Source organism: Streptococcus ilei (genome assembly GCF_000479335.1).
Taxonomy (GTDB): Bacteria; Bacillota; Bacilli; order Lactobacillales; family Streptococcaceae; genus Streptococcus; species Streptococcus ilei.
Genome location: NC_022584.1, coordinates 954,251 through 978,618, shown reverse-complemented (window position 1 = coordinate 978,618; position 24,368 = coordinate 954,251). Strand labels below are relative to the sequence as shown.

General features: G+C 43.2%; 25 protein-coding genes and 1 riboswitch. Of the genes, 23 read left to right on the top strand and 2 right to left on the bottom strand.

Annotation, left to right across the window (positions count from 1 at the left end; translation table 11 throughout):
- Window positions 1-212 precede the first annotated feature (212 nt).
- The 4 genes from pflA to N596_RS04685 all read left to right on the top strand — a co-directional run bounded on the left by pflA (window position 213) and on the right by N596_RS04685 (window position 3,282).
- Window positions 213-1,007: a pyruvate formate-lyase-activating protein gene (gene pflA / locus N596_RS04700; protein WP_023024058.1), complete on the top strand. Its 795-nt coding sequence runs from the start codon at window positions 213-215 to the stop codon at window positions 1,005-1,007.
- A gap of 128 nt (window positions 1,008-1,135) precedes the next feature.
- The gene (locus tag N596_RS04695) at window positions 1,136-2,071 is read left to right on the top strand and encodes a manganese-dependent inorganic pyrophosphatase (RefSeq protein WP_023024057.1); all 936 of its coding nucleotides are present in this window, start codon (window positions 1,136-1,138) and stop codon (window positions 2,069-2,071) included.
- A gap of 64 nt (window positions 2,072-2,135) precedes the next feature.
- Complete coding sequence (locus N596_RS04690) at window positions 2,136-2,648, top strand: YiiX/YebB-like N1pC/P60 family cysteine hydrolase (protein WP_023024056.1); 513 nt, start codon at window positions 2,136-2,138, stop codon at window positions 2,646-2,648.
- Window positions 2,632-3,282, top strand: a complete 651-nt coding sequence (locus N596_RS04685; protein WP_023027133.1) for a DUF1803 domain-containing protein — start codon at window positions 2,632-2,634, stop codon at window positions 3,280-3,282. Before N596_RS04690 ends, N596_RS04685 begins: the two co-directional genes overlap by 17 nt.
- A 33-nt stretch (window positions 3,283-3,315) precedes the next feature.
- Here the strand turns inward: N596_RS04685 and N596_RS04680 are convergent, their stop codons facing one another.
- Window positions 3,316-4,761 carry a UDP-N-acetylmuramoyl-L-alanyl-D-glutamate--L-lysine ligase gene (locus N596_RS04680; protein WP_023027132.1) on the bottom strand — a complete coding sequence of 482 codons (1,446 nt, stop codon included), beginning with the start codon at window positions 4,759-4,761 and terminating at the stop codon, window positions 3,316-3,318.
- Between the two features lie 86 nt (window positions 4,762-4,847).
- On the opposite strand from N596_RS04680, the gene N596_RS04675 reads away from it, so the two are divergent.
- The 13 genes from N596_RS04675 (at window position 4,848) to N596_RS04615 (ending at window position 19,470) form a co-directional block, all read left to right on the top strand.
- On the top strand, window positions 4,848-6,476 hold the full coding sequence (locus N596_RS04675) for a putative polysaccharide biosynthesis protein (RefSeq protein ID WP_023024053.1): 1,629 nt from the start codon (window positions 4,848-4,850) through the stop codon (window positions 6,474-6,476).
- Between the two features lie 141 nt (window positions 6,477-6,617).
- Window positions 6,618-7,712 carry a cystathionine gamma-synthase gene (locus N596_RS04670; protein ID WP_023024052.1) on the top strand — a complete coding sequence of 365 codons (1,095 nt, stop codon included), beginning with the start codon at window positions 6,618-6,620 and terminating at the stop codon, window positions 7,710-7,712.
- Between the two features lie 9 nt (window positions 7,713-7,721).
- Window positions 7,722-8,891, top strand: a complete 1,170-nt coding sequence (locus N596_RS04665; protein WP_023024051.1) for a MalY/PatB family protein — start codon at window positions 7,722-7,724, stop codon at window positions 8,889-8,891.
- A gap of 41 nt (window positions 8,892-8,932) precedes the next feature.
- Window positions 8,933-9,087: riboswitch (M-box (ykoK) riboswitch) on the top strand.
- 223 nt (window positions 9,088-9,310) lie between these two features.
- Complete coding sequence (mgtA, locus tag N596_RS04660; protein ID WP_023027131.1) at window positions 9,311-11,971, top strand: magnesium-translocating P-type ATPase; 2,661 nt, start codon at window positions 9,311-9,313, stop codon at window positions 11,969-11,971.
- Window positions 11,972-12,071: 100 nt separating this feature from the next.
- On the top strand, window positions 12,072-12,701 hold the full coding sequence (gene upp, locus N596_RS04655; protein ID WP_023024048.1) for a uracil phosphoribosyltransferase: 630 nt from the start codon (window positions 12,072-12,074) through the stop codon (window positions 12,699-12,701).
- Between the two features lie 162 nt (window positions 12,702-12,863).
- Window positions 12,864-13,454: an ATP-dependent Clp protease proteolytic subunit gene (locus tag N596_RS04650; protein WP_023024046.1), complete on the top strand. Its 591-nt coding sequence runs from the start codon at window positions 12,864-12,866 to the stop codon at window positions 13,452-13,454.
- A gap of 152 nt (window positions 13,455-13,606) precedes the next feature.
- On the top strand, window positions 13,607-13,891 hold the full coding sequence (locus N596_RS04645) for a DUF2129 domain-containing protein (protein ID WP_023024043.1): 285 nt from the start codon (window positions 13,607-13,609) through the stop codon (window positions 13,889-13,891).
- A gap of 93 nt (window positions 13,892-13,984) precedes the next feature.
- Entirely contained in the window at window positions 13,985-15,142 is a 1,158-nt protein-coding gene (locus N596_RS04640; RefSeq protein ID WP_023024042.1) for an ABC transporter substrate-binding protein, read from the top strand.
- 81 nt (window positions 15,143-15,223) lie between these two features.
- Entirely contained in the window at window positions 15,224-16,093 is an 870-nt protein-coding gene (locus N596_RS04635) for a branched-chain amino acid ABC transporter permease (protein ID WP_023024040.1), read from the top strand.
- A gap of 3 nt (window positions 16,094-16,096) precedes the next feature.
- The gene (locus tag N596_RS04630; protein ID WP_023024038.1) at window positions 16,097-17,044 is read left to right on the top strand and encodes a branched-chain amino acid ABC transporter permease; all 948 of its coding nucleotides are present in this window, start codon (window positions 16,097-16,099) and stop codon (window positions 17,042-17,044) included.
- The gene (locus tag N596_RS04625; protein WP_023024036.1) at window positions 17,044-17,808 is read left to right on the top strand and encodes an ABC transporter ATP-binding protein; all 765 of its coding nucleotides are present in this window, start codon (window positions 17,044-17,046) and stop codon (window positions 17,806-17,808) included. Before N596_RS04630 ends, N596_RS04625 begins: the two co-directional genes overlap by 1 nt.
- Window positions 17,808-18,518, top strand: coding sequence for an ABC transporter ATP-binding protein (locus N596_RS04620; protein WP_003008277.1), 711 nt, complete (start codon window positions 17,808-17,810; stop codon window positions 18,516-18,518). Before N596_RS04625 ends, N596_RS04620 begins: the two co-directional genes overlap by 1 nt.
- Before the next feature lie 295 nt (window positions 18,519-18,813).
- Window positions 18,814-19,470, top strand: coding sequence for a CBS domain-containing protein (locus N596_RS04615; RefSeq protein WP_023024035.1), 657 nt, complete (start codon window positions 18,814-18,816; stop codon window positions 19,468-19,470).
- A gap of 39 nt (window positions 19,471-19,509) precedes the next feature.
- On the opposite strand, the gene N596_RS04610 is transcribed toward N596_RS04615, so the two are convergent.
- Window positions 19,510-20,397: a YitT family protein gene (locus N596_RS04610; RefSeq protein WP_023024032.1), complete on the bottom strand. Its 888-nt coding sequence runs from the start codon at window positions 20,395-20,397 to the stop codon at window positions 19,510-19,512.
- Window positions 20,398-20,569: 172 nt separating this feature from the next.
- Between N596_RS04610 and tmk the strand changes: the two genes are divergently transcribed.
- From tmk to N596_RS04580, 6 genes are read left to right on the top strand one after another with little or no spacing between them, the layout of a single operon-like run.
- The gene (tmk, locus tag N596_RS04605) at window positions 20,570-21,208 is read left to right on the top strand and encodes a dTMP kinase (RefSeq protein WP_023024030.1); all 639 of its coding nucleotides are present in this window, start codon (window positions 20,570-20,572) and stop codon (window positions 21,206-21,208) included.
- Complete coding sequence (locus N596_RS04600) at window positions 21,205-22,104, top strand: DNA polymerase III subunit delta' (RefSeq protein ID WP_023024028.1); 900 nt, start codon at window positions 21,205-21,207, stop codon at window positions 22,102-22,104. The genes tmk and N596_RS04600 overlap by 4 nt, the downstream gene beginning before the upstream one ends.
- Window positions 22,105-22,108: 4 nt before the next feature.
- Window positions 22,109-22,429, top strand: a complete 321-nt coding sequence (gene yabA / locus N596_RS04595) for a DNA replication initiation control protein YabA (protein WP_023024026.1) — start codon at window positions 22,109-22,111, stop codon at window positions 22,427-22,429.
- 2 nt (window positions 22,430-22,431) lie between these two features.
- Complete coding sequence (gene rsmI, locus N596_RS04590) at window positions 22,432-23,316, top strand: 16S rRNA (cytidine(1402)-2'-O)-methyltransferase (RefSeq protein ID WP_023027128.1); 885 nt, start codon at window positions 22,432-22,434, stop codon at window positions 23,314-23,316.
- Window positions 23,306-23,878 carry a GNAT family N-acetyltransferase gene (locus N596_RS04585; RefSeq protein ID WP_023027127.1) on the top strand — a complete coding sequence of 191 codons (573 nt, stop codon included), beginning with the start codon at window positions 23,306-23,308 and terminating at the stop codon, window positions 23,876-23,878. The genes rsmI and N596_RS04585 overlap by 11 nt, the downstream gene beginning before the upstream one ends.
- Window positions 23,871-24,359 (top strand): methylated-DNA--[protein]-cysteine S-methyltransferase, encoded by a 489-nt coding sequence (locus N596_RS04580; protein WP_023027126.1) that lies wholly within the window; start codon window positions 23,871-23,873, stop codon window positions 24,357-24,359. Before N596_RS04585 ends, N596_RS04580 begins: the two co-directional genes overlap by 8 nt.
- The last annotated feature ends 9 nt before the right edge of the window (window positions 24,360-24,368 follow it).

The following is a 24,368-nucleotide window of genomic DNA, read 5'->3' as shown; positions in this document are numbered from 1 at the left end:
TTAAAATAGTAGAGAAATAGGAGATAAATAAGCTATTGATTTTTGCCATAGAGAATCGGTAAGAGTAAGGCCGACTGGAATGACCTGTACTAATACAATGGTATGAAATTGAAAAACAGTTTATTTTCTAAAAACTAGTCAAAATCCTTTTATTCACAAGGAATCATGTTATAATAAGACCATAAAACGTTTTCAAGAGAGAAGGACAAGACATGGAAAATGAAACAGTTGACTATGGAAAAGTAACAGGAATGGTACACTCTACGGAAAGCTTCGGTGCTGTAGATGGACCAGGGATCCGTTTTATTGTCTTTCTTCAAGGCTGTCAAATGCGGTGTCAGTATTGCCATAACCCGGATACTTGGGCTATGGAAACCAACAAGTCTCGTGAACGAACAGTAGATGATGTATTGGAAGAAGCCCTTCGCTATCGTGGTTTTTGGGGCCAAAAAGGTGGGATCACTGTCAGTGGCGGAGAAGCCCTGCTTCAGATTGACTTCTTGATTGCCTTCTTTACCAAGGCTCAAGAGCTGGGCATCCACTGTACTTTAGACACCTGTGCTCTGCCTTTCCGAAATACCCCTCGTTACTTGGAAAAATTTGACAAACTGATGGCAGTGACCGATTTGGTGCTCCTTGATATTAAGGAAATCAATGATGAACGTCACAGATTTGTAACCAGTCAAACAAACAAGAATATTTTGGCCTGTGCCAAGTATTTGTCTGATATTGGCAAACCAGTATGGATTCGTCACGTCTTGGTGCCAGGTTTGACAGACCGAGATGATGATTTGATCGAACTTGGTAAATTTGTCAAAACCCTTAAAAATGTTGATAAATTTGAAATTCTTCCCTACCATACCATGGGTGAGTTCAAATGGCGAGAATTGGGCATTCCTTATTCCCTAGAAGGAGTAAAACCTCCAACAAAAGAACGAGTTCAGAATGCTAAGGACTTGATGGAAACTGAAAGCTACCAAGATTACTTGAAACGGGTTAAAGGATAAATAGATCGAGACAGTTGGTTCTTCCAGCTGTCTTTTTTCTGATGAAATGCATCACTATTCCCTTTCTTTAAACGGAAAAACGTGCTAAAATAGAGTGAATCTATAAATGAAAATGAAGAGGTAGAAACATGTCAAAAATTCTTGTTTTGGGTCACCAAAACCCTGATTCAGATGCTATTGGCTCATCTGTAGCCTTTGCTTATCTTGCAAAAGAAGCTTATGGTTTGGATACAGAAGCAGTGGCTCTTGGAACTCCAAATGAAGAAACAGCCTTTGTATTGGATTATTTTGGTGTGGAAGCGCCACGCGTGATTACATCTGCTAAGGCAGAAGGTGTAGAGCAAGTCATCTTGACGGACCACAATGAATTCCAACAATCTGTTTCAGATATCGCTGAAGTAGAAGTTTACGGTGTGGTAGATCACCACCGTGTGGCTAACTTTGAAACTGCAAGCCCACTTTACATGCGTTTGGAACCAGTTGGATCAACATCTTCTATCGTTTACCGCATGTTCAAAGAACACGGTGTAGCTGTTCCAAAAGAAATTGCAGGTTTGATGCTTTCAGGTTTGATTTCAGATACCCTTCTTTTGAAATCTCCAACAACTCACCCATCTGATAAAGTGATTGCGCCTGAATTGGCTGAATTGGCTGGTGTGAACTTGGAAGAATACGGTCTTGCCATGCTCAAGGCTGGTACAAACTTGGCAAGCAAATCTGCAGAAGAATTGATCGACATCGATGCTAAGACTTTTGAATTGAACGGCAACAATGTCCGTGTGGCTCAAGTCAATACAGTTGATATTGCCGAAGTATTGGAACGTCAAGCTGAAATCGAAGCAGCTATCCAAGTCGCAATTGCAACTAACGGATACTCTGACTTTGTCTTGATGATTACAGACATCGTCAACTCTAACTCAGAAATTTTGGCTCTTGGTGCTAATATGGACAAGGTGGAAGCAGCCTTCAACTTCAAACTTGAAAACAACCACGCTTTCCTTCCAGGTGCTGTTTCTCGTAAGAAACAAGTGGTACCACAATTGACTGAAAGCTTTAATGCTTAATGATAAACGGGATAACCCATTGTTAAAAAAGGAGTTTCGGCTCCTTTTTTGCTAGGAGGAGACTATGTTAGAATCTGGCGATTTGATTTTTGTGAGGGATCATACGGAAATGGGACAGGCCATCCAGGCATCTACTGGGAACTATAGCCATGTGGCCATCTTTTTGGATGGAAAGTTCTATCATGCCACGGTGGAAGGTGGCGTCCTGGCCCAGTCCTCTGAAGATTTCTTTGAAACTGAGAAGGTATATGACCTATACCGCTATGCAGAGATTGATGACAAAGAAGTCAAAAAGCGAGCAGAAAACCTTTTAGGTGCTCCCTACAATGTTTCCTTTTACCCAAATGGAGATGGCTTCTATTGTTCCCAGTTCATCGCTGAACTGCTCCCTATCTTTGAGACCATTCCCATGAAGTTTGGTGATGATGAGCAGCAGATTAGTGATTTCTGGAGAGATTACTATAAAGAACTAGGATTAGCTGTACCTCTGAATCAGCCTGGTACTAATCCCAGTCAGTTAGCCCAGTCTCCCCGTCTACAGTTTAAAGAAAGATATACGGATGATTACAATCATTAATCCCACACGTTTGACACGTCAGCCTTTTTTTAAGGATTTGATCAACTATCTGGATCAGCAGAATGATGTGATCCTGCGGCAAATCAAGGCCCAATTTCCAGATCAGCCGGTGGACAAGCTGATGGAAGAATATATCAAAGCGGGCTTCATCCTTCGAGAAAATAAACGCTACATCCTCAGCCTGCCTTTCTTGGAATCTGCTGAAGCAGTCGACTTGGATCAAGAAGTCTTTGTCCGAGAGGAGAGTGACCTTTATCAGGAACTGAAAGCCAAGGTCTTCCAAACGGAACTTCGCAACACGACCAATACAGCGATTCTCATAGAAGAGACAGACTTTGAGCGAAAGGCACAGACCCTGTCCAATTACTTTTACAAGGTGAAACACCAATACCCTTTGACGGAGGTTCAAGAGAAACTCTATGCCATCTTGGGAGATGTCAATCCCGAATATGCACTCAAGTATATGACCAGCTTTTTGCTCAAGTTCCTCAAAAAAGATGAAGTCCAGCAAAAGCGCAGAGACATCTTTGTCGATAGTTTAGAGGTCTTAGGCTATATCCGAAAAAATGATGAAGGCAAATATGAATTAGCAGTGGACTTGGACAAGGAAAGACTGATATTTTTGAAACACTAGAAAAGGCTAGGAAATTTTCCTAGCCTTATTTGATTAGAGATAACGTTCAGCAATAGCAGCATCACCTGGATATTCTTCTTTGACGCCATTGACGATTTGGTAGCAGTCAGCTCCTTTTCCAGCGATAATGACGGCATCTTCAGGCTTGCTGGTAGTTGCCATCGCCAGTTGAATGGCTTGCTCGCGATCTGCAATTTTCTCGACAGGGCGCGTGATAAAGCTGCTAATCTCTTCAGCGATAGCCAAAGGATCTTCATAGTTGGGGTCATCCGCTGTGAGGAAGACTTGGATCTCAGGATGGTCTTCTAAGAGCAGGCCAAAGTCCTTGCGGCGGCTCTCTCCTTTATTCCCAGTTGATCCAAGGACCAGTGAAATCGTTCCTGTCTGATGGGTTTCAACAACAGAGAGCAGTTTTTTCAAGCTATCTCCATTATGGGCATAGTCAATAAAAACTTTTGCCCCATTCTTTTGAGTCAAGACTTCCATCCGGCCAGGAACACGGGTTTTGGCAATCCCCTTTTTGATGTCTTCAAGACTCGCTCCTAGACGAAGGCAGGCGAGACCTGCAGCTACAGCATTTTCTTGATTGAAGTGGCCGATGAGCTGGGTATCATAATCCCCTGCCAGCTTGCCAGTGACAGAAAAGCTAAAGGCTTTTGAGTTGTGGACTTGGTTGGTCGATTGACTACCGTAGAAGTCGTGGTCTTGCTCAGTCACCTGCTCCGCAAGAATGTTAAAATGGTCCATATCACTATTGACGACAACAGCACGACTATTTTCCATCAAGAGACGTTTATGGTAGAAGTAGTCTTCGAAACTTGGATGCTCAATCGGTCCAATATGGTCAGGGCTGATGTTGAGGAAGACACCAACATCGAATGTGAGTCCGTAAACACGTTTGACTAGATAGGCCTGACTAGAGACCTCCATAATCAGGTGAGTCCGATCATGGGCAACTGCCTGGGCCATCATTTCAAACAAATCGATACTTTCTGGGGTGGTCAAGGTTGATTTGAAGAAGGTCTTGCCATCCAAGGTTGTATTCATAGTGGATAGCATGGCAGGACGATGGCCTTGCTCAAGAATCTTGTAGGCATAGTAAGCAGAAGTGGTTTTGCCCTTGGTCCCTGTAAAAGCTAAGAGTTTTAGCTGGCGCTCAGGGTGGCCATAGAATTCCATGGCAATTAAGCTCATAGCCTGTTTAATGTCCGTAACGATAATGGCCGGGATGCTGACCTCAAAGTCCTGCTCAGCGACATACCACTGTAAACCTTGCTCGATCGCTTGCTCCAAAAATTCCTTCTTGAAATTTGCCCCCTTCACAAAAAAGAGGGTCTCAGCGTTGACCTTTCGACTATCGTAGCTAATTTGATTAAAAGAAACACCACTTGCAGAATAGTGGTATTCTCCGTCTTGCAGGATCTCACGAAAGTTGTGATCCTCTTTTAAAATGTTTAGTACAGTTTCTATCTTCATCATAATCCTATTTTAAACTGAAAGCCCTTATTTTACAAGTGTAAAGGAAAAGTTTATAATGAAAGAAGACTATAAAGTAGAGGAAACATATGAGTAACGAAACAAGTAATCAACAGGCCCAAATGCTCCGTGGAACTGTCTGGTTAACAGCCAGTAATTTCATTAGTCGTCTCTTAGGAGCGGCCTATATCATCCCTTGGTATATCTGGATGGGCAAACATGGTGCAGAGGCAAACGGTCTCTTTACCATGGGCTACAATATCTACGCTTGGTTTTTGCTGATTTCAACAGCAGGAGTTCCTGTAGCGGTTGCTAAGCAAGTGGCCAAGTACAATACAAAGGGTCAAGAAGAACACAGTTTTGCCATGATTCGTGGCTTCCTTAAGTTCATGTCTTTATTGGGCTTGGTTTTTGCCATTATCATGTATTTGCTTTCTCCAGTATTTGCAAACTTGTCTGGAGGTGGGAAGGACTTAATCCCTGTCATGCAGAGCCTTTCTTGGGCAGTCTTGATTTTCCCTTCCATGAGTGTTATTCGAGGCTTCTTCCAAGGTCATAACAATCTGAAACCTTATGCCATCAGTCAAATTGCTGAGCAAGTGATTCGGGTTATCTGGATGCTCTTGACAGCCTACTTCATTATGAAGGTCGGCTCAGGTGATTACGTTGAAGCCGTGACCCAGTCCACTTTTGCAGCCTTTATTGGGATGGGAGCGAGTCTCCTTGTCCTCCTCTATTACCTCTGGAAAACAGGACTTCTACAGCACATTATCCATCGACCAGAGTCTGATAATGAGATCGATACTAAGGCTCTCTTGTGGGATACCATTCGTGAAGCGATTCCGTTCATTGTAACAGGATCAGCCATCCAGCTCTTCCAAATTATCGACCAGATGACCTATAGCAATGTCATGTCTTGGTTTACCAACTTCAGTCGTTCAGAACTCTTGGTTCAGTTCAGCTACTTTTCAGCAAATCCAAATAAAATCACCATGATTTTGATTGCGGTAGCGACCTCTATTGGAGGAGTGGGGATTCCTCTTCTTACAGAGAACTATGTCAAGGGAGATTTCCGGGCTGCGGGTAAGCTGGTTCAAGATAATTTGACCATGTTAGTAGCTTTCTTGCTTCCAGCGACGATTGGAGCAGTAGCCATTGCAGAGCCGCTTTATACTGTCTTTTACGGGAAACCAGATTCCCTCGCTTTGGGACTCTTTATCCTAGCGATGCTACAGACTATTATTTTAGGCTTGTATACGGTACTTTCTCCTATGATCCAGGCTCTTTTCCAAAATCGGAAGGCGATTCTTTACTTTGGCTATGGAGTGTTGGTGAAACTGATTCTACAAGTGCCTTTCATCTATTTCTTTAAAGCCTATGGCCCTCTTCTTTCTACTACGATTGGTTTAATGATTCCAATCGTCCTCATGTATAAAGAAATCCATGTCGTAACTAAATTTAATCGAAAGACTGTCTTTAAACGGAGCTTATTAACAGCTATTTTAACCTTGATCATGCTCTTGGTGGTCCTAGTTGCAGGCTTTATCCTTGGCTTGGTCATCAAACCAAATGGTCGAGTGACGAGTATGATCTATGTAGCTGTGATTGGCGGTGTGGGGATCATCGTTTATGGTGGCCTCGGTCTTCGTCTTCGTTTCTTAGATCGCTTCATCGGTAGCAAGGCGGCTAGTCTTCGAAATAAATTTCATATTTCATAACCAGTAGAGGTTGGGTCCGTACCCACCTCTTTTTTTCATTATAGTTTGAAGCTATATCTAGCTCTTGAAAAAGGAAAAACCGAATCCTCTAAAGAAGTGATACAATAGAGACAATTGAATTTACGTCCATTGGAGGTTTGTATGAGTCACAAAAAAAACATTAACACCATCCTAGCTCAAGCGGGAATTAAGTCAGATCCAGCAACGGGGGCTTTGATTACTCCGCTTCATTTTTCAACCACTTACCAGCATCCAGAGTTTGGTCAATCTACTGGTTTTGACTATATTCGTACCAAGAATCCGACTCGGGTAAACGCTGAAAAGACCTTGGCAGCCATTGAGAGTGCAAAGCATGCCTTGGTGACGAGCTCAGGTATGTCTGCTATTGTCTTAGCCTTTAGTATTTTTCCTGTTGGCAGTAAGGTCTTGGCAGTACGGGATCTTTATGGGGGCTCTTTCCGCTGGTTCAACCAGAAGGAACAAGAAGGACGCTTTTTCTTTACCTATGCAAATTCAGAAGCAGAATTGGTAGAGGGATTGAAAGAGGAAGTGGATATCCTCTATATTGAAACGCCGACTAACCCGCTCATGCTAGAGTTTGATATCCAGAAACTAGCTGCCTTAGCTCATGAAAAAGGGGCAAAAGTGATTGTAGACAATACCTTCTATAGCCCTATCTACCAACGTCCAATTGAAGAAGGAGCAGATATCGTCCTCCACTCAGCGACCAAGTATCTAGCGGGGCATAATGACGTGTTGGCTGGTGTTGTTGTGACTGATGATGAAGGACTCTATGAGCAACTCTTTTATAATCTCAACACAACAGGAGCTGTTCTCTCTCCTTTTGACAGCTACCAATTGATTCGCGGTTTAAAAACCTTGGCTCTTCGTATGGAGCGCTCCACTGAAAATGCGCAGAAGGTAGTAGAGTTCTTGAAGGGGCATCCAGCTGTTAAGGAAGTCTTGTATACTGGCAAGGGAGGCATGGTTTCCTTTAAAGTAAGCCACCAAGAAAAAATTCCAACCATTCTCAACCACTTGCAGGTCTTTACCTTTGCAGAAAGCTTGGGTGGAGTGGAGAGTTTGATTACCTACCCAACAACACAGACCCACGCAGATATTCCTGCAGAGGTTCGTCATTCCTATGGGTTAACGGATGACTTGCTTCGCCTTTCCATCGGAATTGAAGATGCACGGGATTTGATTGAGGATTTAGAACAAGCATTGGCTAGATAGGAGTCCATCATGGGAAAAGAACAATTTTTGACTGTCCCTAATCGTTTGGGGCATCATACTAGCAAGTGGAAGGAGTCAGAGCAAGATCCAGAACTTCTTCCTGCTTGGATTGCAGATATGGATTTTGAATCCTTGCCTGCGGTTCGACAAGCCATTCGAGATTACGCGGATCAATTAGTCTACGGCTATACCTATCCTAGTGAGGAACTTTACCGAGCTGTTCAAGAATGGGAAAAGACAGAACATGGATATGTGTTTGAGAAGGAAGCGATTGTCTTTATGGAAGGAGTTGTTCCCTCTATTTCAACGGCTATTCAGGCTTTCACCAAGGAAGGCGAGGCTGTTCTCATCAATACGCCAGTTTATCCACCCTTTGCCCGTAGCGTCCGCCTCAATCAACGCAAATTAGTGACCAATTCCTTAGTAGAAGTGGATGGACTCTTCCAAATTGATTTTGAGCAATTGGAAAAAGACTTTGTGGAGCACCAAGTCAAGCTCTACATCCTGTGCAATCCTCATAACCCAGGCGGTCGCGTCTGGGAACGAGAAGTCCTAGAAAAGATTGGTCGCCTTTGTCAAAAATATGGGGTCTTGCTTGTTTCAGATGAAATTCACCAAGACTTGGCGCTATTTGGAAATCGACACGTATGTTTTAATACGGTAGATCCAAGCTTTAAGGATTTCACCCTTGTCTTATCGAGTGCGACCAAAACCTTCAACATCGCAGGGACAAAAAATTCCTATGCCATCATCGAAAATGATGCACTAAGAAAATCCTTCCAAGCTCAGCAGTTGCGAAACAATCAACATGAAATTTCTGCCCTTGGCTTTATAGCCACCGAAGTAGCCTATCAGAATGGAAAGGCTTGGTTAGAGGACTTAAAGGAAGTCTTGGAAGAAAATATCGATTACACTGTAGAAGTTTTGCGTGAGCAGACAGATATTGGTGTAATGAAACCGCAAGGGACCTATCTACTCTGGCTTGATTTTTCTGCCTACGGTTTGTCAGAGGAAGAACTCCATGCTCGACTTCATGACCAGGCCAAGGTCATCCTCAATAAAGGGACAGACTTTGGAGTAGAAGGGAAGCAACATGCCCGTTTGAATGTGGCAGCTCCGAAAACCCTAGTCCAAGAGATTGTCGATCGGATCGTAACAAATTTTCCTAAAAAAGGTTGATTTTAAGGGTTGACTTTTCTATAGGGGAGGAGTATACTCAAGGGGAATAACGGTAGGTGAGGCTACCACAAGGATACGGATGACTACCGCAAAGCAGTGGAGACACTACTCGTTGGTCAACAGTCCTGATCGCAAAGGTCAAGACTAAGCTCATTTCATTGCCTTGCGGAGCTAAAGCTTGGACGGTCTATTTTTTGAGAATTTTTATTAAAAAATAAACGACGAGTTTAATGAGTCCTACCTGTAAAAGGGGAGGGCTCTTTTCTTATGCTTAAGAAGCCTCTCACCTATCAAGTAGAGAAGGAGAGCACTATGATACAAATCGATGATCATCCCGAACCGCACATAGCCAGCCAATCGCTGATTTGTGTCATCGGGACTCTATAAGCGTTTGGCTCCTGATTTAAAAGGAGATTCCAATGCAAACAACAAAAGAAAGACTCATTGCTGCATTACAAGATGCAGAAACAAAAACCTTAGCAACCTATCAATCTAGCTGGTCTGGCTTGACGGAAGACCAAGTAGAGGAGAACCGGGATAGCTATGGAGAAAATGTCCTCACAAAGGGACAGGAAAGCTCTATCTGGAAACGGATTGTTGAATCCATCATTAATCCCTTCACAGTCATCCTGCTTCTCATTGCCCTTGTTTCTCTGGTGACCAATGTTTGGTTAGCCAAACCAGGAGAGGAAGACCCAACGACTTCTCTCATTATTGTCGTTCTCGTTCTCCTCTCTGGAGGGATTCGCTTTGTCCAAGAATTGCGAAGTGACAAGGCTGCTAGTAACCTCTCTCGAATGATTGTCAATACAGCAACGGTGATTCGAGAAGGCAAGGAAGCAGAAATCCCTATCGATGAAATCGTTGTGGGCGACTTGATCAAACTGAGTGCAGGTGATATGATTCCAGCAGATGTGGTCTTACTAGATTCACGAGACTTTTTCGTTCAACAATCCGGCTTGACTGGTGAGAGTGATGCTGTCGAAAAAGTTTGTTTAAAAAAGGCGACTAGCCAAAATCTAGACAGTCTCCTAGAGAGTGAGAGTCTGGCTTTCATGGGGACCAACGTTATCTCAGGTCGAGCAACAGCCTTAGTTTTAGTGGTTGGGGATGAAACCATGATGGGAGCGATTGAACAAACCATCAATACCTACGATGAACCAACCTCTTTTGAACGAGAAATGAACACCATCTCTTGGTTGTTGATTCGACTGATGATGGTGATGGTGCCCATTGTCTTCTTTTTCAATGGCTTGACAGATGGGGACTGGCTAGAAGCGGGCGTCTTTGCCCTCAGTGTGGGGGTAGGCTTGACTCCGGAAATGCTTCCGATGATTATCACTGCTAGCTTGGCCAAGGGCTCCATTATCATGGCCAAAGAAAAAGTGGTCATCAAAAAGCTCAACGCCATCCAAGACCTAGGGGCTATCGATATCCTCTGTACGGATAAGACGGGAACCTTGACTCAAGATGAGATTGTACTCGAATACCCCCTTGATATTCATGGGGAGCTTGATTTGTCCGTCCTTCGTCGGGCCTATCTCAACTCTTACTTCCAAACGGGTCTTAAAAATTTGATGGACCGGGCCATTATCAGTCGGACAGAACGAGAAGCTAAGAAACATGAAATCGTCAGAGGTTTAGATCAAAGCTTCCAAAAGATTGATGAACTGCCTTTTGACTTTGAACGCCGGCGGATGAGTGTCATCGTCAAGGATGAGCAAGGCCTTGTGAGCATGGTCACCAAGGGAGCCTTGGAAGAAATGTTAGCAGTGTCTCGTTATGTAGAATACAAGGATGAGATTATTCCCCTAACAGACCAAGTGCGAGAAGAAGTCTTGGCAGAAGTAGCTCAGCTTAATGAGCAAGGTTTACGCGTGCTAGGTGTCAGCTACAAATCAAACCTTGAGGAAGGCTATGCCTTTGAAGTAGCGGATGAAGCGGATATGATCTTGACGGGCTATCTTGCTTTCTTGGACCCACCAAAACCATCTGCAGCACCAGCCATCAATATCCTTGCTGAATACGGAGTTGCCACGAAAATCCTTACGGGTGACAATGAAAAAGTGACCCAAGCTGTCTGTGAAAAGGTGGGTCTGGATGTGGACCGCATTTTGCTGGGTAGCGATATTGACAGTCTTTCTGATCCAGAGTTGGCCCAGGCAGTCGAAACCACTACCGTCTTTGCAAAATTGTCTCCGGATCAAAAAGCACGCATTATCCTTCAACTCAAAGCAAATGGCCACAAGGTCGGCTATATGGGAGATGGTATCAACGATGCTCCATCCATGAAGGTGGCAGATGTGGGGATCTCGGTTGATACAGCCGTTGATATTGCTAAAGAAACAGCAGATGTTATCCTTCTGGATAAGGACTTGATGGTCCTTGAAAAAGGCTTGGTAGAAGGACGCAAAGTCTATGCCAACATGACCAAGTACATCAAGATGACCGTTTCTTCCAACTTTGGGAATATCTTCTCTCTTCTCTTTGCCAGTATTTTCCTTCCTTTCCTTCCGATGGCCCCTATCCATCTCATCGTTTTGAACTTGGTTTACGACCTTTCCTGTATCGCCTTGCCTTTCGACCGGGTGGATAAGGACTTTTTGAAGAAACCAAGAATCTGGGAAGCAAAATCCATTACCCGCTTTATGGCCTGGTTCGGACCTATTTCCTCTGTCTTTGACATCCTGACCTTTATCATTCTCTACTTTGTTATCGTACCAATGATTACGGGATATGGCTATGTCCATGGTGCAGATAGTGCAGGACTCTTCATTATGCTCTTTCAAACAGGCTGGTTTATCGAGTCCATGTGGTCCCAAACCATGGTAATCTACATGCTTCGTTCTCCAAAATTGCCCTTTGTTCAAAGTCGACCAGCTTTTGCTGTCATGGCAACGACCCTATTGGGCGCGCTCTTGGTTACCTTCTTACCATATGGCCCATTGGCTTCCTTGTTAAAAGTAGCGCCACTGAATGCTCTCTATTTCCTATTACTAGCGGGGATTCTCTTCCTTTATATGGCAAGCGTCACCCTGGTCAAACACTATTATATTGGTAAGTACAAGGAGTGGCTATAAGATAGCTATTAAAATAAGAAAAGAAAAGGTTTGCATATTTGTAGGCCTTTTTCTTCCTTTTTGATATAATAAGATGAATATAGAGAAAGAAGGAACCACAATGGGAAAACTTGAAGTTATTAAACATCCACTTATTCAGCATAAATTGTCTATTTTGCGTCGGACTGATACCTCTACAAAGGCTTTTCGTGAATTAGTTGATGAAATTGCTATGTTGATGGGCTACGAGGTGTTGCGCGAACTTCCTCTTGAAGATGTAGAAATCGAAACACCTATCACAAAAACGGTTCAAAAACAAATTGCTGGTAAAAAACTAGCAATTGTCCCAATCCTTCGTGCAGGAATCGGGATGGTAGATGGGCTCTTGAGTTTGGTACCGGCTGCCAAAGTTGGGCATATCGGGATGTACCGCGATGAAGAAACCTTGAAGCCAGTTGAATACTTGGTGAAATTGCCAGAAGATATTGATCAACGTCGCATCTTTGTAGTAGATCCAATGCTTGCAACTGGTGGATCAGCTATTCTTGCGATTGATTCTTTGAAAAAACGTGGAGCTAGCCACATCAAGTTTGTCTGCTTGGTGGCAGCACCTGAAGGGGTGAAAGCTCTTCAAGAAGCTCATCCAGATGTTGATATCTTTACAGCAGCCCTCGACGACCACTTGAATGATCATGGCTACATTGTTCCAGGCCTTGGAGATGCTGGGGACCGCTTGTTTGGTACCAAATAAGCGCCTATCCAATCCTTCTTTGGGAAAGTAAAAAATTGACCTTTGTTGACCAATGGGATATAATAGCTTTTATAAAGATTGGAAGGAGAGTTAGCCTCTCGAATCAACCGGATGAAACTCATGAGGTGGTGCCGGTTATAATGGATAAAAGGAGATGAATGAATGATTCCAGTAGTTATTGAACAAACCAGTCGTGGCGAACGCTCGTACGACATCTATTCCCGCTTATTAAAAGACCGTATTATCATGGTAACAGGACCGGTAGAAGATCAAATGGCCAATTCGATTATTGCCCAATTGCTCTTCTTGGATGCCCAAGATAATACCAAAGATATCTATATGTATATCAATACGCCAGGAGGCTCTGTCTCTGCAGGGTTGGCTATCGTCGATACCATGAACTTTATCAAATCAGACGTCCAAACTATTGTTATGGGGATGGCTGCTTCAATGGGAACTGTGATTGCATCAAGTGGTGCCAAAGGCAAACGTTTCATGTTGCCAAATGCTGAGTACATGATCCACCAACCAATGGGTGGTACTGGTGGCGGTACCCAACAAACAGATATGGCGATTGCTGCAGAACACTTGTTGAAAACACGTCACAGATTGGAAAAAATCTTGGCAGAGAATTCAGGTCAAACCATCAAGAAAATCCATGCTGATGCAGAACGGGATAATTGGATGACTGCAGAAGAAACCTTAGCTTATGGTTTCATCGATGAAATCATGGCCAACAACAATCTTGGATAAGGAAACTCAACCACTGCGTCTTGCTCGACAATCCAAAGATAATTGAGAGGCTAGGACTTTTGTCCCAGCCTCTTTTTTAGTCTTTCTAGAAAAAGATAGAATTTTTACCTAAAATTTGCTATACTTGTAACAGAAGCAGAAAGGGATTGTATATGTTTGAGAAGCAAGCTAGAACAGGCTTAATTGTAAAATTGTATTATAATCGAGATGCAAAGAAATTACAGGGAATTGGGGATGTGATCTATCATTCCAAAAAAATGCGCTATGTACAGGTCTATGTCGATAGTCCTCAAGTCCTTGAAATCGTGCAGCAATTAAAAAAAGAACGCTTTGTAAAGAAGGTACAAATTTGCCATATTCAAGAATTGGATCGTGATTTTGTGGGAAGTTTGCATCGTCAAAAGGATGAAACACAAGGAGAAAACGCAATCATTTAAAGGATTGCGTTTTTTATATTGACAATTTTCAGATAATTCGGTATATTCTTAATATCTATTTATTTAAAGAATTATTTAAGGAGATTATTACAAATGAAGAATAAATTTGCTCTTTCATTTTTAACAATTGCAAGTGTCGCTCTTCTTGCTGCCTGTGGTGAAGTTTCAACTTCAGGTTCAAACACAACTGGTAACGAAATCGGCAAAGAACTAAAAATCGGTTTTAACTTTGAAAAAACTGGTGAAGTAGCAGCATATGGTAGTGCTGAACAAAAAGGTGCTCAATTGGCCGTTGATGAAATCAATGCTAATGGTGGAGCCGATGGTAAGAAGATTGTTGTCACAGACAAAGATAACAAATCTGAAACAGCTGAAGCAGCTACAATCACTACAAATCTTGTCACTCAATCAAAAGTGAACGCTCTTGTAGGACCTGCAACTTCAGGTGCCACTGCCGCAGCGGTTGCGAATGCTGGTAAAGCAGGTGTTCCATTGGTAACCCCATCTGCAACACAAGATAATTTGACAAAAGGTCAAGATTACCTTTTCCGTGCAACCTTCATCGATAGCTTCCAAGGACAAATCATTTCAAAATACACAACTGAGAACTTGAAAGCGAAGAAAGTTGTTCTTTACTATGATAACTCATCTGACTATGCGAAAGGGATTGCTGAAGCCTTTAAGAAATCTTATAAAGGTGAAATCGTAGCGACAGAAACTTTCCAATCTAAGGATACAGACTTCCAAGCTGCCCTTACAAAAATCAAAGATAAAGACTTCGACGCGATTGTTCTTCCAGGGTACTACACTGAAACTGGTAAAATCGTAAACCAAGCACGTGGTATGGGAATCAAACAACCAATCATCGGTGGTGATGGATTTAGTGATGCGAAATTCGTTGAACAAGCAACACCTGCTGCAGCTACAGATATCTACTACGTAGCTGGATTCTCTACTGAAGGTGAAATGACTGATAAAGCCAAGAAATTCGTAGAAGCTTATAAAGCGAAATACAACGAAGAACCTTCAATGTTTGCGGCTTTGGCATATGATTCAGTTTACATGATTGCAGAAGCATCTAAAGGTGCTAAGAACTCTGTTGAATTGAAAGACAACCTTGCGAAGTTGAAAGACTTGGAAGGTGTTACTGGTACAATGTCTATTGACAAAGACCATAATCCGGTTAAATCTGCACTTATGATTGGCTTAAAAGATGGTAAAGTTGAGTCAGTTGAGTCGGTTAAACCTTAATTATCATTTGTTGTTTGTACAAGAGGCTGGGAGAATGAAAATTCCTGGCCTCGCTCTTTATTGTTAGAAAGGATGGTTCAAATGCTCCAGCAATTAGTGAACGGTCTAATCTTGGGAAGTGTCTATGCACTCTTAGCCCTTGGTTATACCATGGTGTATGGAATTATCAAATTGATCAACTTTGCCCATGGGGATATCTACATGGTAGGTGCCTTTATGGGATATTTCTTATTGAACTCATTGAAAGTTAACTTCTTTGTAGCCTTGCTTCTGGCGATGGTTGGGACAGCTATTTTAGGGGTTGTGATTGAATACCTGGCTTATCGTCCGCTTCGTCATTCAACTCGGATTGCAGCCTTGATCACAGCCATCGGGGTTTCCTTCTTGCTCGAATATGGGATGGTCTTCTTTGTAGGGGCCAATACCCGTTCCTTCCCGCAAGTCATTGAAATTGTTCGTTACAACTTTGGTCCTATTTCAATCTCCAACATTCAATTGATGATTTTAGGAGTGTCTATTTTCTTGATGGTTGCTCTTCAATTTATTATCCAAAAGACAAAGATGGGGAAAGCCATGCGTGCCGTTTCCGTTGATAGCGATGCTGCTCAATTGATGGGGATTAACGTCAACCGGACCATCAGCTTTACCTTTGCTTTGGGATCAGCCTTAGCGGGTGCTGGTGGTGTCTTGATCGGTTTGTACTACAACTCGATCGAACCTTTGATGGGGATGACACCAGGGATCAAAGCCTTTGTCGCAGCCGTTCTTGGAGGAATCGGAATCATCCCAGGTGCGGCTCTAGGTGGATTTGTCATCGGTTTGTTGGAAACCTTCGCTACAGCGATCGGTCTCTCAGATTTCCGTGATGCCATTGTGTATGCCATCTTGATTGTGATCTTGCTCATCCGTCCTGCAGGTATCCTCGGTAAAAATGTGAAAGAGAAGGTGTAAGCCATGAAACAAAATTTAAAAGTGAATTTAGTCTGGCTTGGTCTTTTGGTAGCAGGTTTTGCCTTGATCCAAGTCTTGGTTGCAGCAGGTGTCCTCAACCTCTTCTATATCCAAATTTTGGAACAAATCGGGATTAATATCATTCTTGCGGTTGGTTTGAACCTCATCGTTGGTTTTTCAGGTCAATTCTCGCTCGGACACGCTGGATTTATGGCGATTGGTGCCTATTCTGCAGCTATTCTCGGTTCTAAATCACCAACCTACGGCGCTTTTTTTGGCGCTATGGTTTTAGGAGCCTTGATCGCTGGTATCGTTGCCTTGATCGTTGGGGTACCAACCCTTCGGTTGAAAGGAGATTATCTGGCGATTGCAACACTTGGGGTTTCAGAAATCATCCGGATCTTGATCGTCAATGGTGGTACTCTAACAAATGGTGCCGCGGGGATCCTTGGTTTACCAGCTTTTACAACCTGGCAATTGGTATACATATTTGTTGTCATTACGACTATTTTTACCATCAACTTCTTACGCAGTCCAATTGGGCGTTCTACCCTTTCTGTTCGTGAAGATGAAATCGCCGCAGAATCTGTTGGGATCAATACGACCAAAGTTAAAGTCATTGCCTTTGTATTTGGTGCGATCACAGCGGCGATTGCTGGATCTCTTCAAGCCGGCTTTATCGGTTCTGTTGTTCCGAAAGATTACTCTTTCACCAATACCATTAATGTCTTGATCATTGTCGTTTTCGGTGGTTTGGGATCGATGTCAGGAACAGTTGTGGCAGCCATCGTCTTGGGGATTTTGAACATGGTGCTTCAAGACTTCTCAAGCATCCGTATGATCATTTACTCATTAGCCTTGATTCTCGTAATGATCTTCCGCCCAGGTGGTCTTCTTGGAACATGGGAATTTAGCTTGAAAAAACTACTCTCAAAAAAGGAGGCTAACTAATGGCACTTCTTGAAGTAAAAAATTTAACAAAAAACTTTGGTGGTTTGACAGCCGTTGGGGATGTGACCATGGAACTCAATGAAGGGGAATTGGTTGGTTTGATTGGACCCAACGGTGCCGGTAAAACAACCCTCTTCAACCTCCTAACAGGAGTGTATGAGCCAAGTGAAGGGACCATTACTTTAGATGGGCACCTTTTAAACGGGAAAGCCCCTTATAAAATCGCTGCTGGTGGTCTTGGACGGACCTTCCAAAATATCCGTCTCTTTAAAGATTTGAGTGTTTTGGACAATGTCTTGATTGCCTTTGCCAATCACCACAAACCACATGTTTTTGCTAGTCTTTTCCGTTTGCCAAGCTATTACAAAAATGAAGAAGCATTGAAAGCAAAAGCCCTCGAATTGTTAGCGATATTTGGTTTGGAAAAAGAAGCAGCTACCTTGGCCAAAAACTTAGCTTACGGTCAACAACGTCACTTAGAGATCGTTCGTGCCCTTGCTACAGAGCCAAAAATCCTCTTCTTGGATGAGCCTGCTGCAGGGATGAACCCTCAAGAAACCGCAGAATTAACCCAACTGATCCGTCGCATTCAAAAAGAATTTAATATTACGATCATGCTGATCGAGCACGATATGAGTTTGGTCATGGAAGTAACAGAGCGGATTTATGTATTGGAATATGGTCGCTTGATTGCCCATGGTACGCCAGATGAAATTAAGTCCAACAAACGTGTAATCGAAGCATATCTAGGAGGTGAAGCCTAATGTCTATGTTAAAAGTTGAAAATCTTTCTGTACACTATGGCATGATCCAGGCTGTCCGTGATGTCAGTTTCGAAGTCAATGAAGGGGAAGTTGTTTCCTTGATCGGTGCCAATGGCGCTGGGAAAACATCTATTCTTCGTACCATTTCAGGTTTGGTGCGTCCAAGTGCTGGGAAAATCGAGTTTTTGGGTCAGGAGATTCAAAAGGTTCCGGCTCAAAAAATTGTAGCTGCTGGGCTCTCTCAAGTTCCAGAAGGCCGCCACGTCTTTCCAGGCTTGACCGTTATGGAAAACTTGGAAATGGGAGCTTTCTTGAAGAAGGATCGAGAAGAAAATCAAGCGAACTTGAAGAAGGTCTTCTCACGTTTCCCACGTTTGGAAGAACGGAAGAACCAAGATGCAGCTACCCTATCTGGTGGGGAACAACAAATGCTTGCAATGGGTCGTGCCCTCATGTCGACGCCAAAACTCTTGCTTCTGGATGAACCTTCCATGGGATTGGCACCTATCTTTATCCAGGAAATCTTTGATATCATCCAAGATATTCAAAAACAAGGTACAACCGTTCTCTTGATTGAGCAAAATGCCAACAAGGCTCTTGCCATCGCAGACCGCGGTTATGTTTTGGAAACAGGGAAAGTCGTTCTGTCCGGAACAGGAAAAGAACTCTTAGCCTCAGAAGAAGTCCGCAAGGCCTACCTTGGTGGATAAATAGATTAAGGGAGTGGGACAGAAATCGGTAATTCGTTAGAATTCGATTTCGTCGTCCCACTCAACCACTGCGTCTTGCTCCATACTCCAAAGACAATTGAGAGGCTAGGACTTTTGTCCCAGCCTCTTTAAAAATGGTTTCGCTTCGATTGGAAAAATCTAGTTTTCAATGGGGAGAATGCAAGGATTATTAGGCAATTCTGAATTTTGAAAACAAGAGAAAACTGCTGAAAGCGTTTGAAATCAAACATAAAATCAAGTATAATAAAACTAATAAAAGCATAGGAGAATGATTATGGCTGTTAAAGATTTTATGACCCGTAAAGTAGTGTACATTAGTCCTGAGACTACCATTGCCCATGCGGCAGATTTGATGCGGGAACAAGGTTTGCACCGTTTGCCAGTTATTGAAAATGACAAATTGGTCGGCTTGGTGACAGAAGGTACCATTGCAGAAGCTAGTCCATCAAAAGCGACCAGTCTTTCCATTTTTGAAATGAATTACCTACTCAACAAAACCAAAGTTAAGGATGTCATGCTTCGTGACGTAATCACTGTCTCGAAATTTGCTAGCCTAGAAGACGCGACCTACCTCATGTATAAGAACAAGGTTGGCATTCTTCCAGTCGTGGACAATGATCAAGTTTCTGGTGTGATTACAGACCGTGATGTTTTCCGTGCCTTCCTTGAAGTATCCGGTTATGGAGAAGAAGGAGTGCGGGTTCGTTTCGTGACAGAAGACAAGGTTGGGGTCCTAGAGCAAATCATTCATTTAATTGTAGAAGAAGGATACAATATTGCCAATACAGTCAATATCCCAACCAAAGATGATCATGTCGTCATTGAAGTTCAGATTGATGGGATTACCGATACTGAAGCCATCAAGAAGAAGTTTGAAGAAAATGGTATCCGTGTGGACGAAATTAGTCGCACATCTGCAAAAGCCTTCTAAAATAAAGAGCCTGAGAATCTCTCAGGCTCTTTATTTGTCTTAGCGAGCAATGGGTTGCTTGTTGGTATCCAAGGTAAATCCTTCTCCCAGTATTTCGTGGGCTTCTGTAATGGTAATGAAGGCGAATGGATCAATTTTATTAATCAAATCTTTCATTTGTTTCATTTCGTTCCGAGAGACGACGCAGTAGACGATCTTCATTTCTTGTTGGCTATAATAGCCCATACCGTTCATGAATGTGACCCCTCGACCCAAATCAGTCGTGATTTGTTTAGCAATTTCATCCGGTTTGGAAGTAACCACGAGGAACCCTTTTCCTGCAAAACCTCCTTCACCGACGATATCAATGACGACGGTGTCAATCAGGATAAAGAGGAGGGTATAGGCCGCAATTCGGAAGTCCTTAAAGACAATCAAAACAGTTGTCAAGACGATGGCATCCACAATCAACATGAGGCGTCCCATAGAAAGTGTCGTATACTTGTTAAAGATACGAGCGACGATATCGGTTCCACCTGTTGTACCGCCTGCGTTGAAGATGATCCCTAGTCCAGTTCCAAGGATAACCCCTGATCCGATGCAGGCTAGGAGAATATCGCCATCTAAAGCAGTGTAAATCGCATTCTGGAGATGATGACTCCCTGGAATCATCTCGAAAATAGCCATCCAAGAAGAAACAGAGAAGGTTCCTATCAAACTCAGGTAGAGAGAGCGGAGGCCAAGTAATTTCCAAGCCAGAAAAAAGAGGGGGATATTGATGGCCAAGTTCATGACCGAAACGGGAATTTTAAAGAGGTAGTAAGTAATCAGGGTAATCCCTGTAGCCCCTCCTTCATAAAAGTGAAATGGAATTACTAGAAAGAAGATTCCAAAAGAAAAAATGCCAGCCCCAAAAATAATAGCTAGAATATTTTTTGCCTTAAACATGCTCGTTCTCCTAATCGTTTTTCACCATACATTTTACCAAAAAAAATGAAAAATAGGAAATAATTTTCATCCATTTTCACGAATTCGGACAGGATTTTTACCCCTATTTTTGGTAAAATAAATAGAAGTGATGCATGTTAGAGAAATGAGTATAGAAAGATAAGATAAGAGAATGAAACAGGGAACATTAATTTCAATTGAAGGCCCAGAAGGAGCAGGGAAATCCTCCGTTTTAGAAGCCTTGTTACCACGCTTGGAAAAGGCAGGGATTGCCTATATTACCACGCGGGAACCAGGTGGCGTAGGAATAGCAGAAAAAATACGCGAAGTTATTCTTGATCCATCCCATACGGAAATGGATCCTAAGACAGAATTGCTTCTTTATATCGCCAGTCGTCGCCAACACTTGGCAGAACGCGTCCTTCCAGCTTTGGAAGCAGGGAAGCTAGTCATTATGGACCGGTTTATCGACAGTTCGGTAGCTTATCAAGGTTTTGGCCGTGGATTAGCAGTAGCGGATATTGAATGGTTAAACCAGTTTGCGACCGATGGTCTCAAGCCAAACCGGACCTTCTATTTTGACATTGATGTAGAAGAAGGATTGGCTCGAATTGCTAAGAGTGCTAGTCGTGAAGTCAATCGCTTGGATTTAGAAGGCCTCAGTCTTCATCAGAAAGTCCGTCAAGGCTATCTGGCCATCCTCGAAAAAGAACCGCAACGTGTGGTGAAAATTGATGCCAGTCAAAGTTTTGACAAGGTGGTCGAGGATACTTGGGTTCTACTCAAAGAAGTCTTGGAGATCAGTGAATGAAGTTAGAACAAGTGCAAAAACTTCAACCTCAGTTAGTAGATCGCTTCCAAGCTGTTTTAGAACAGGGACGATTGAGCCACGCCTATCTCTTTACAGGTGATTTTGGCAGTTTTGAGATGGCCCAGCTCTTGTCCCAAAGTCTTTTTTGTACGGATAAGAAGGGTGTCTGGCCCTGTGGGACTTGTCGGGCTTGTCGCTTGATTGAAGAGGATGAATTCTCAGATGTAACAGTTGTACGACCGGTCAATCACATCATTAAGACAGATCGGATCCGAGACTTGATCCAGAATTTTTCTCAGTCAGGCTATGAAGGATCTAAGCAAGTCTTTATCATTTGCGATGCAGACCGGATGCACGTCAATGCGGCCAATTCTCTCCTAAAAGTGATTGAAGAACCTCAGAGTGAAGTACATATCTTTCTGCTGACAGCAGATGAGCAGTTGGTTCTCCCGACTATTAAAAGTCGGGCGCAGCAGGTTCATTTCCCGAAAAACCAAGATTTCCTAAAAGAGTATCTCCTTCAGGAAGGTTTGTTGCTTCAACAAGCAGATCTGTTAGCCAACTTTAGCCAAGGTTTTCATGAGGCCCAAAGTCTCGCCCAGAATACATCCTTTTTCGATCTGGCGAGGGAGTGTGAGCGTTTCGTCACAGCTTGTCTAAAAGCAGATCCGCATGTTTACTTGTTGGTCTCTCGCTTGGTCCAAGAGACGGATGATAAAGAAAAGCAGGCCCAAGCCTTTCGCTTGATGGAAGTGTTCTTTGCACGCTCCATCAGTCTGTCCCTAGGAAGAGACTATCTAGAAAAATTAGTCTTAGCCAAACAGATGTGGGAACGTAATGTGAGTTTTCAAAATGCTCTTGAGTTTATGGTCCTGCAGTTGAAAAATAGAAGGTAAAGAGATGAATAAAAAAGAATTATTTGATGCTTTGGATGGCTTCTCCCAGGAATTGCTGGTTACATTAGCAGAGGTTGAAGCCATTAAGAAAAATCTCAAACTCATTGTCGAGGAAAACACTGCTCTCCGTCTTGAAAATGATAAATTGAGAGAACGGTTAGGAGAAGTGGAGAAAACCAGCTCTCCTAAATTCCATCGAAACGGTCGTGAAAATTTGCAAAGAATTTACAATGACGGATTTCATGTTTGTACAGATTCCTATGGTCAACGCCGTGAAAACGATGAAGAGTGTATTTTCTGTGATGAATTGTTATTTAGGGAGTAAGTATGCAGATTCAACGAAGTTTTAAAGACCAAAGAGAGACAGGAACCCTCTTTTTGGTGCCGACTCCGATTGGCAATCGGGACGACATGAGCTATCGTATGATCCAAACCTTAAAAGAGGTAGATCTGATCGCTGCGGAAGATACACGCAATACAGGACTCTTGCTCAAGCATTTTGAGATTAGGACGCCACAAATCAGCTTTCATGAGCATAATGCTATGGAGAAAATTCCTGATTTACTAGCTCATTTGGAATCTGGAAAGAATGTGGCTCAGGTATCGGATGCTGGATTGCCAAGTATTTCGGATCCAGGTCATGACTTAGTCAAGGCAGCCATTGAGCGAGAAATTCCCGTTGTGGCGGTTCCTGGTCCGAGCGCCGGTATTACGGGTCTAATTGCGAGTGGATTGGCTCCCCAGCCTCATATCTTTTATGGATTTCTCCCGCGAAAGGAAGGGCAGCAAAAGGCTTTTTTCCAAGAGAAACGAGACTATCCTGAGACCCAAATCTTTTATGAGTCACCGCACCGGGTACGTGCGACGCTTCAAAATATGCTGGCAGTTTATGGGGACCGTCCAGTTGTGCTAGTCCGAGAACTGACCAAGATCTATGAAGAGTACACGCGAGGGACCATTGCGGAGTTAGTAGCTTACCTAGAGGAAAATCCCCTGAAGGGAGAGTGTCTCTTGATTGTGGAGGGGGCCAGTGAGCAGGAAGCTAATCTAGAAGAAGTGGATTTGATCCAAGAGATTGATCTTCTGGTCCAGTCTGGCATAAAAAAGAACCAGGCAATCAAACAGGTTGCCAAACAATTTGGGCTACAAAAGAGTGATCTTTATGCCCGTTACCACCAAGAGGAAGAAAAAGGAGAAGCTGATGGAAATTAGAATGGCCTATCCCAATGAAATCAATCGGATTATGGAAATCATTCAAGATGGTAAGGACAGTTTAGCCGCAGCTGGAGTGGACCAATGGCAGGATGGTTATCCGGATCAAGAAATTATTTTTGAGGATATCCTAGAGAGCCGTGGTTATGTGGCTGTAGAAAATCAAGAAGTCGTGGCCTATGCCGCTCTCCACAAGGGAAATGAAGCTGCCTATAATGACATTTATGATGGAAAATGGGAACATGATAACTATCTCTATATCAGTTTCCACCGAGTCGCTGTTGCCAAAGAAGCCGCAGGTCGAGGCGTAGCCCAAACTTTCCTTCAAGGTTTGATCGAAGGAGAGAAAGGTCCAGACTTTCGCTGTGATACCCATCCTGACAACAAGGTCATGCAGCATCTTTTAGAGAAGTTAGGCTTCCATTACTGTGGGAAGGTACCAATTGATGGTGTTCGTCTCGCTTATCAGAAGATTAAACGGAAGGCAGAAACTAGCCTTTTCCAAGTGATTAGCGAAGATGATCGATGGGACTACCGTGCGGAGCAATCTCAAAATGACTAGGTTCTATCGGCGACTCTATCAGAGTCCCTTGGGACCTCTATCTATTGTGGTGGATGAGGAAAGCTTAGTTGGGATCTGGTTTTGTGACCAAGCTAATTGTGAGCAAGGGATTGATCACATTGAAGAAAAGTGTCGTCCTCTTCATGAAGCTGTCTTTGAATGGCTGGATCAGTACTTTTTAGGGGAAGATCTTCCCATCCCCATTGCCCTGTCTCCTCAAGGGACAGAGTTTCAACAAAGAGTTTGGACCTACCTAGCTCAGATTCCCTATGGGGAAAGTCGGACTTACGGAGAGATTGCTCAAGCCCTGTCTTGCAGATCGGCCCAAGCAATCGGTCAAGCAGTAGGACGGAATCCCTTTATCCTCCTTATCCCATGTCACCGAGTGCTGGGGATGGAGAATAAATTGACTGGCTATGCGGCTGGATTAGACCGCAAACGTTGGCTGTTGAATCATGAGGCCATATCTTGGAAAGAATAAGGAGAAAAA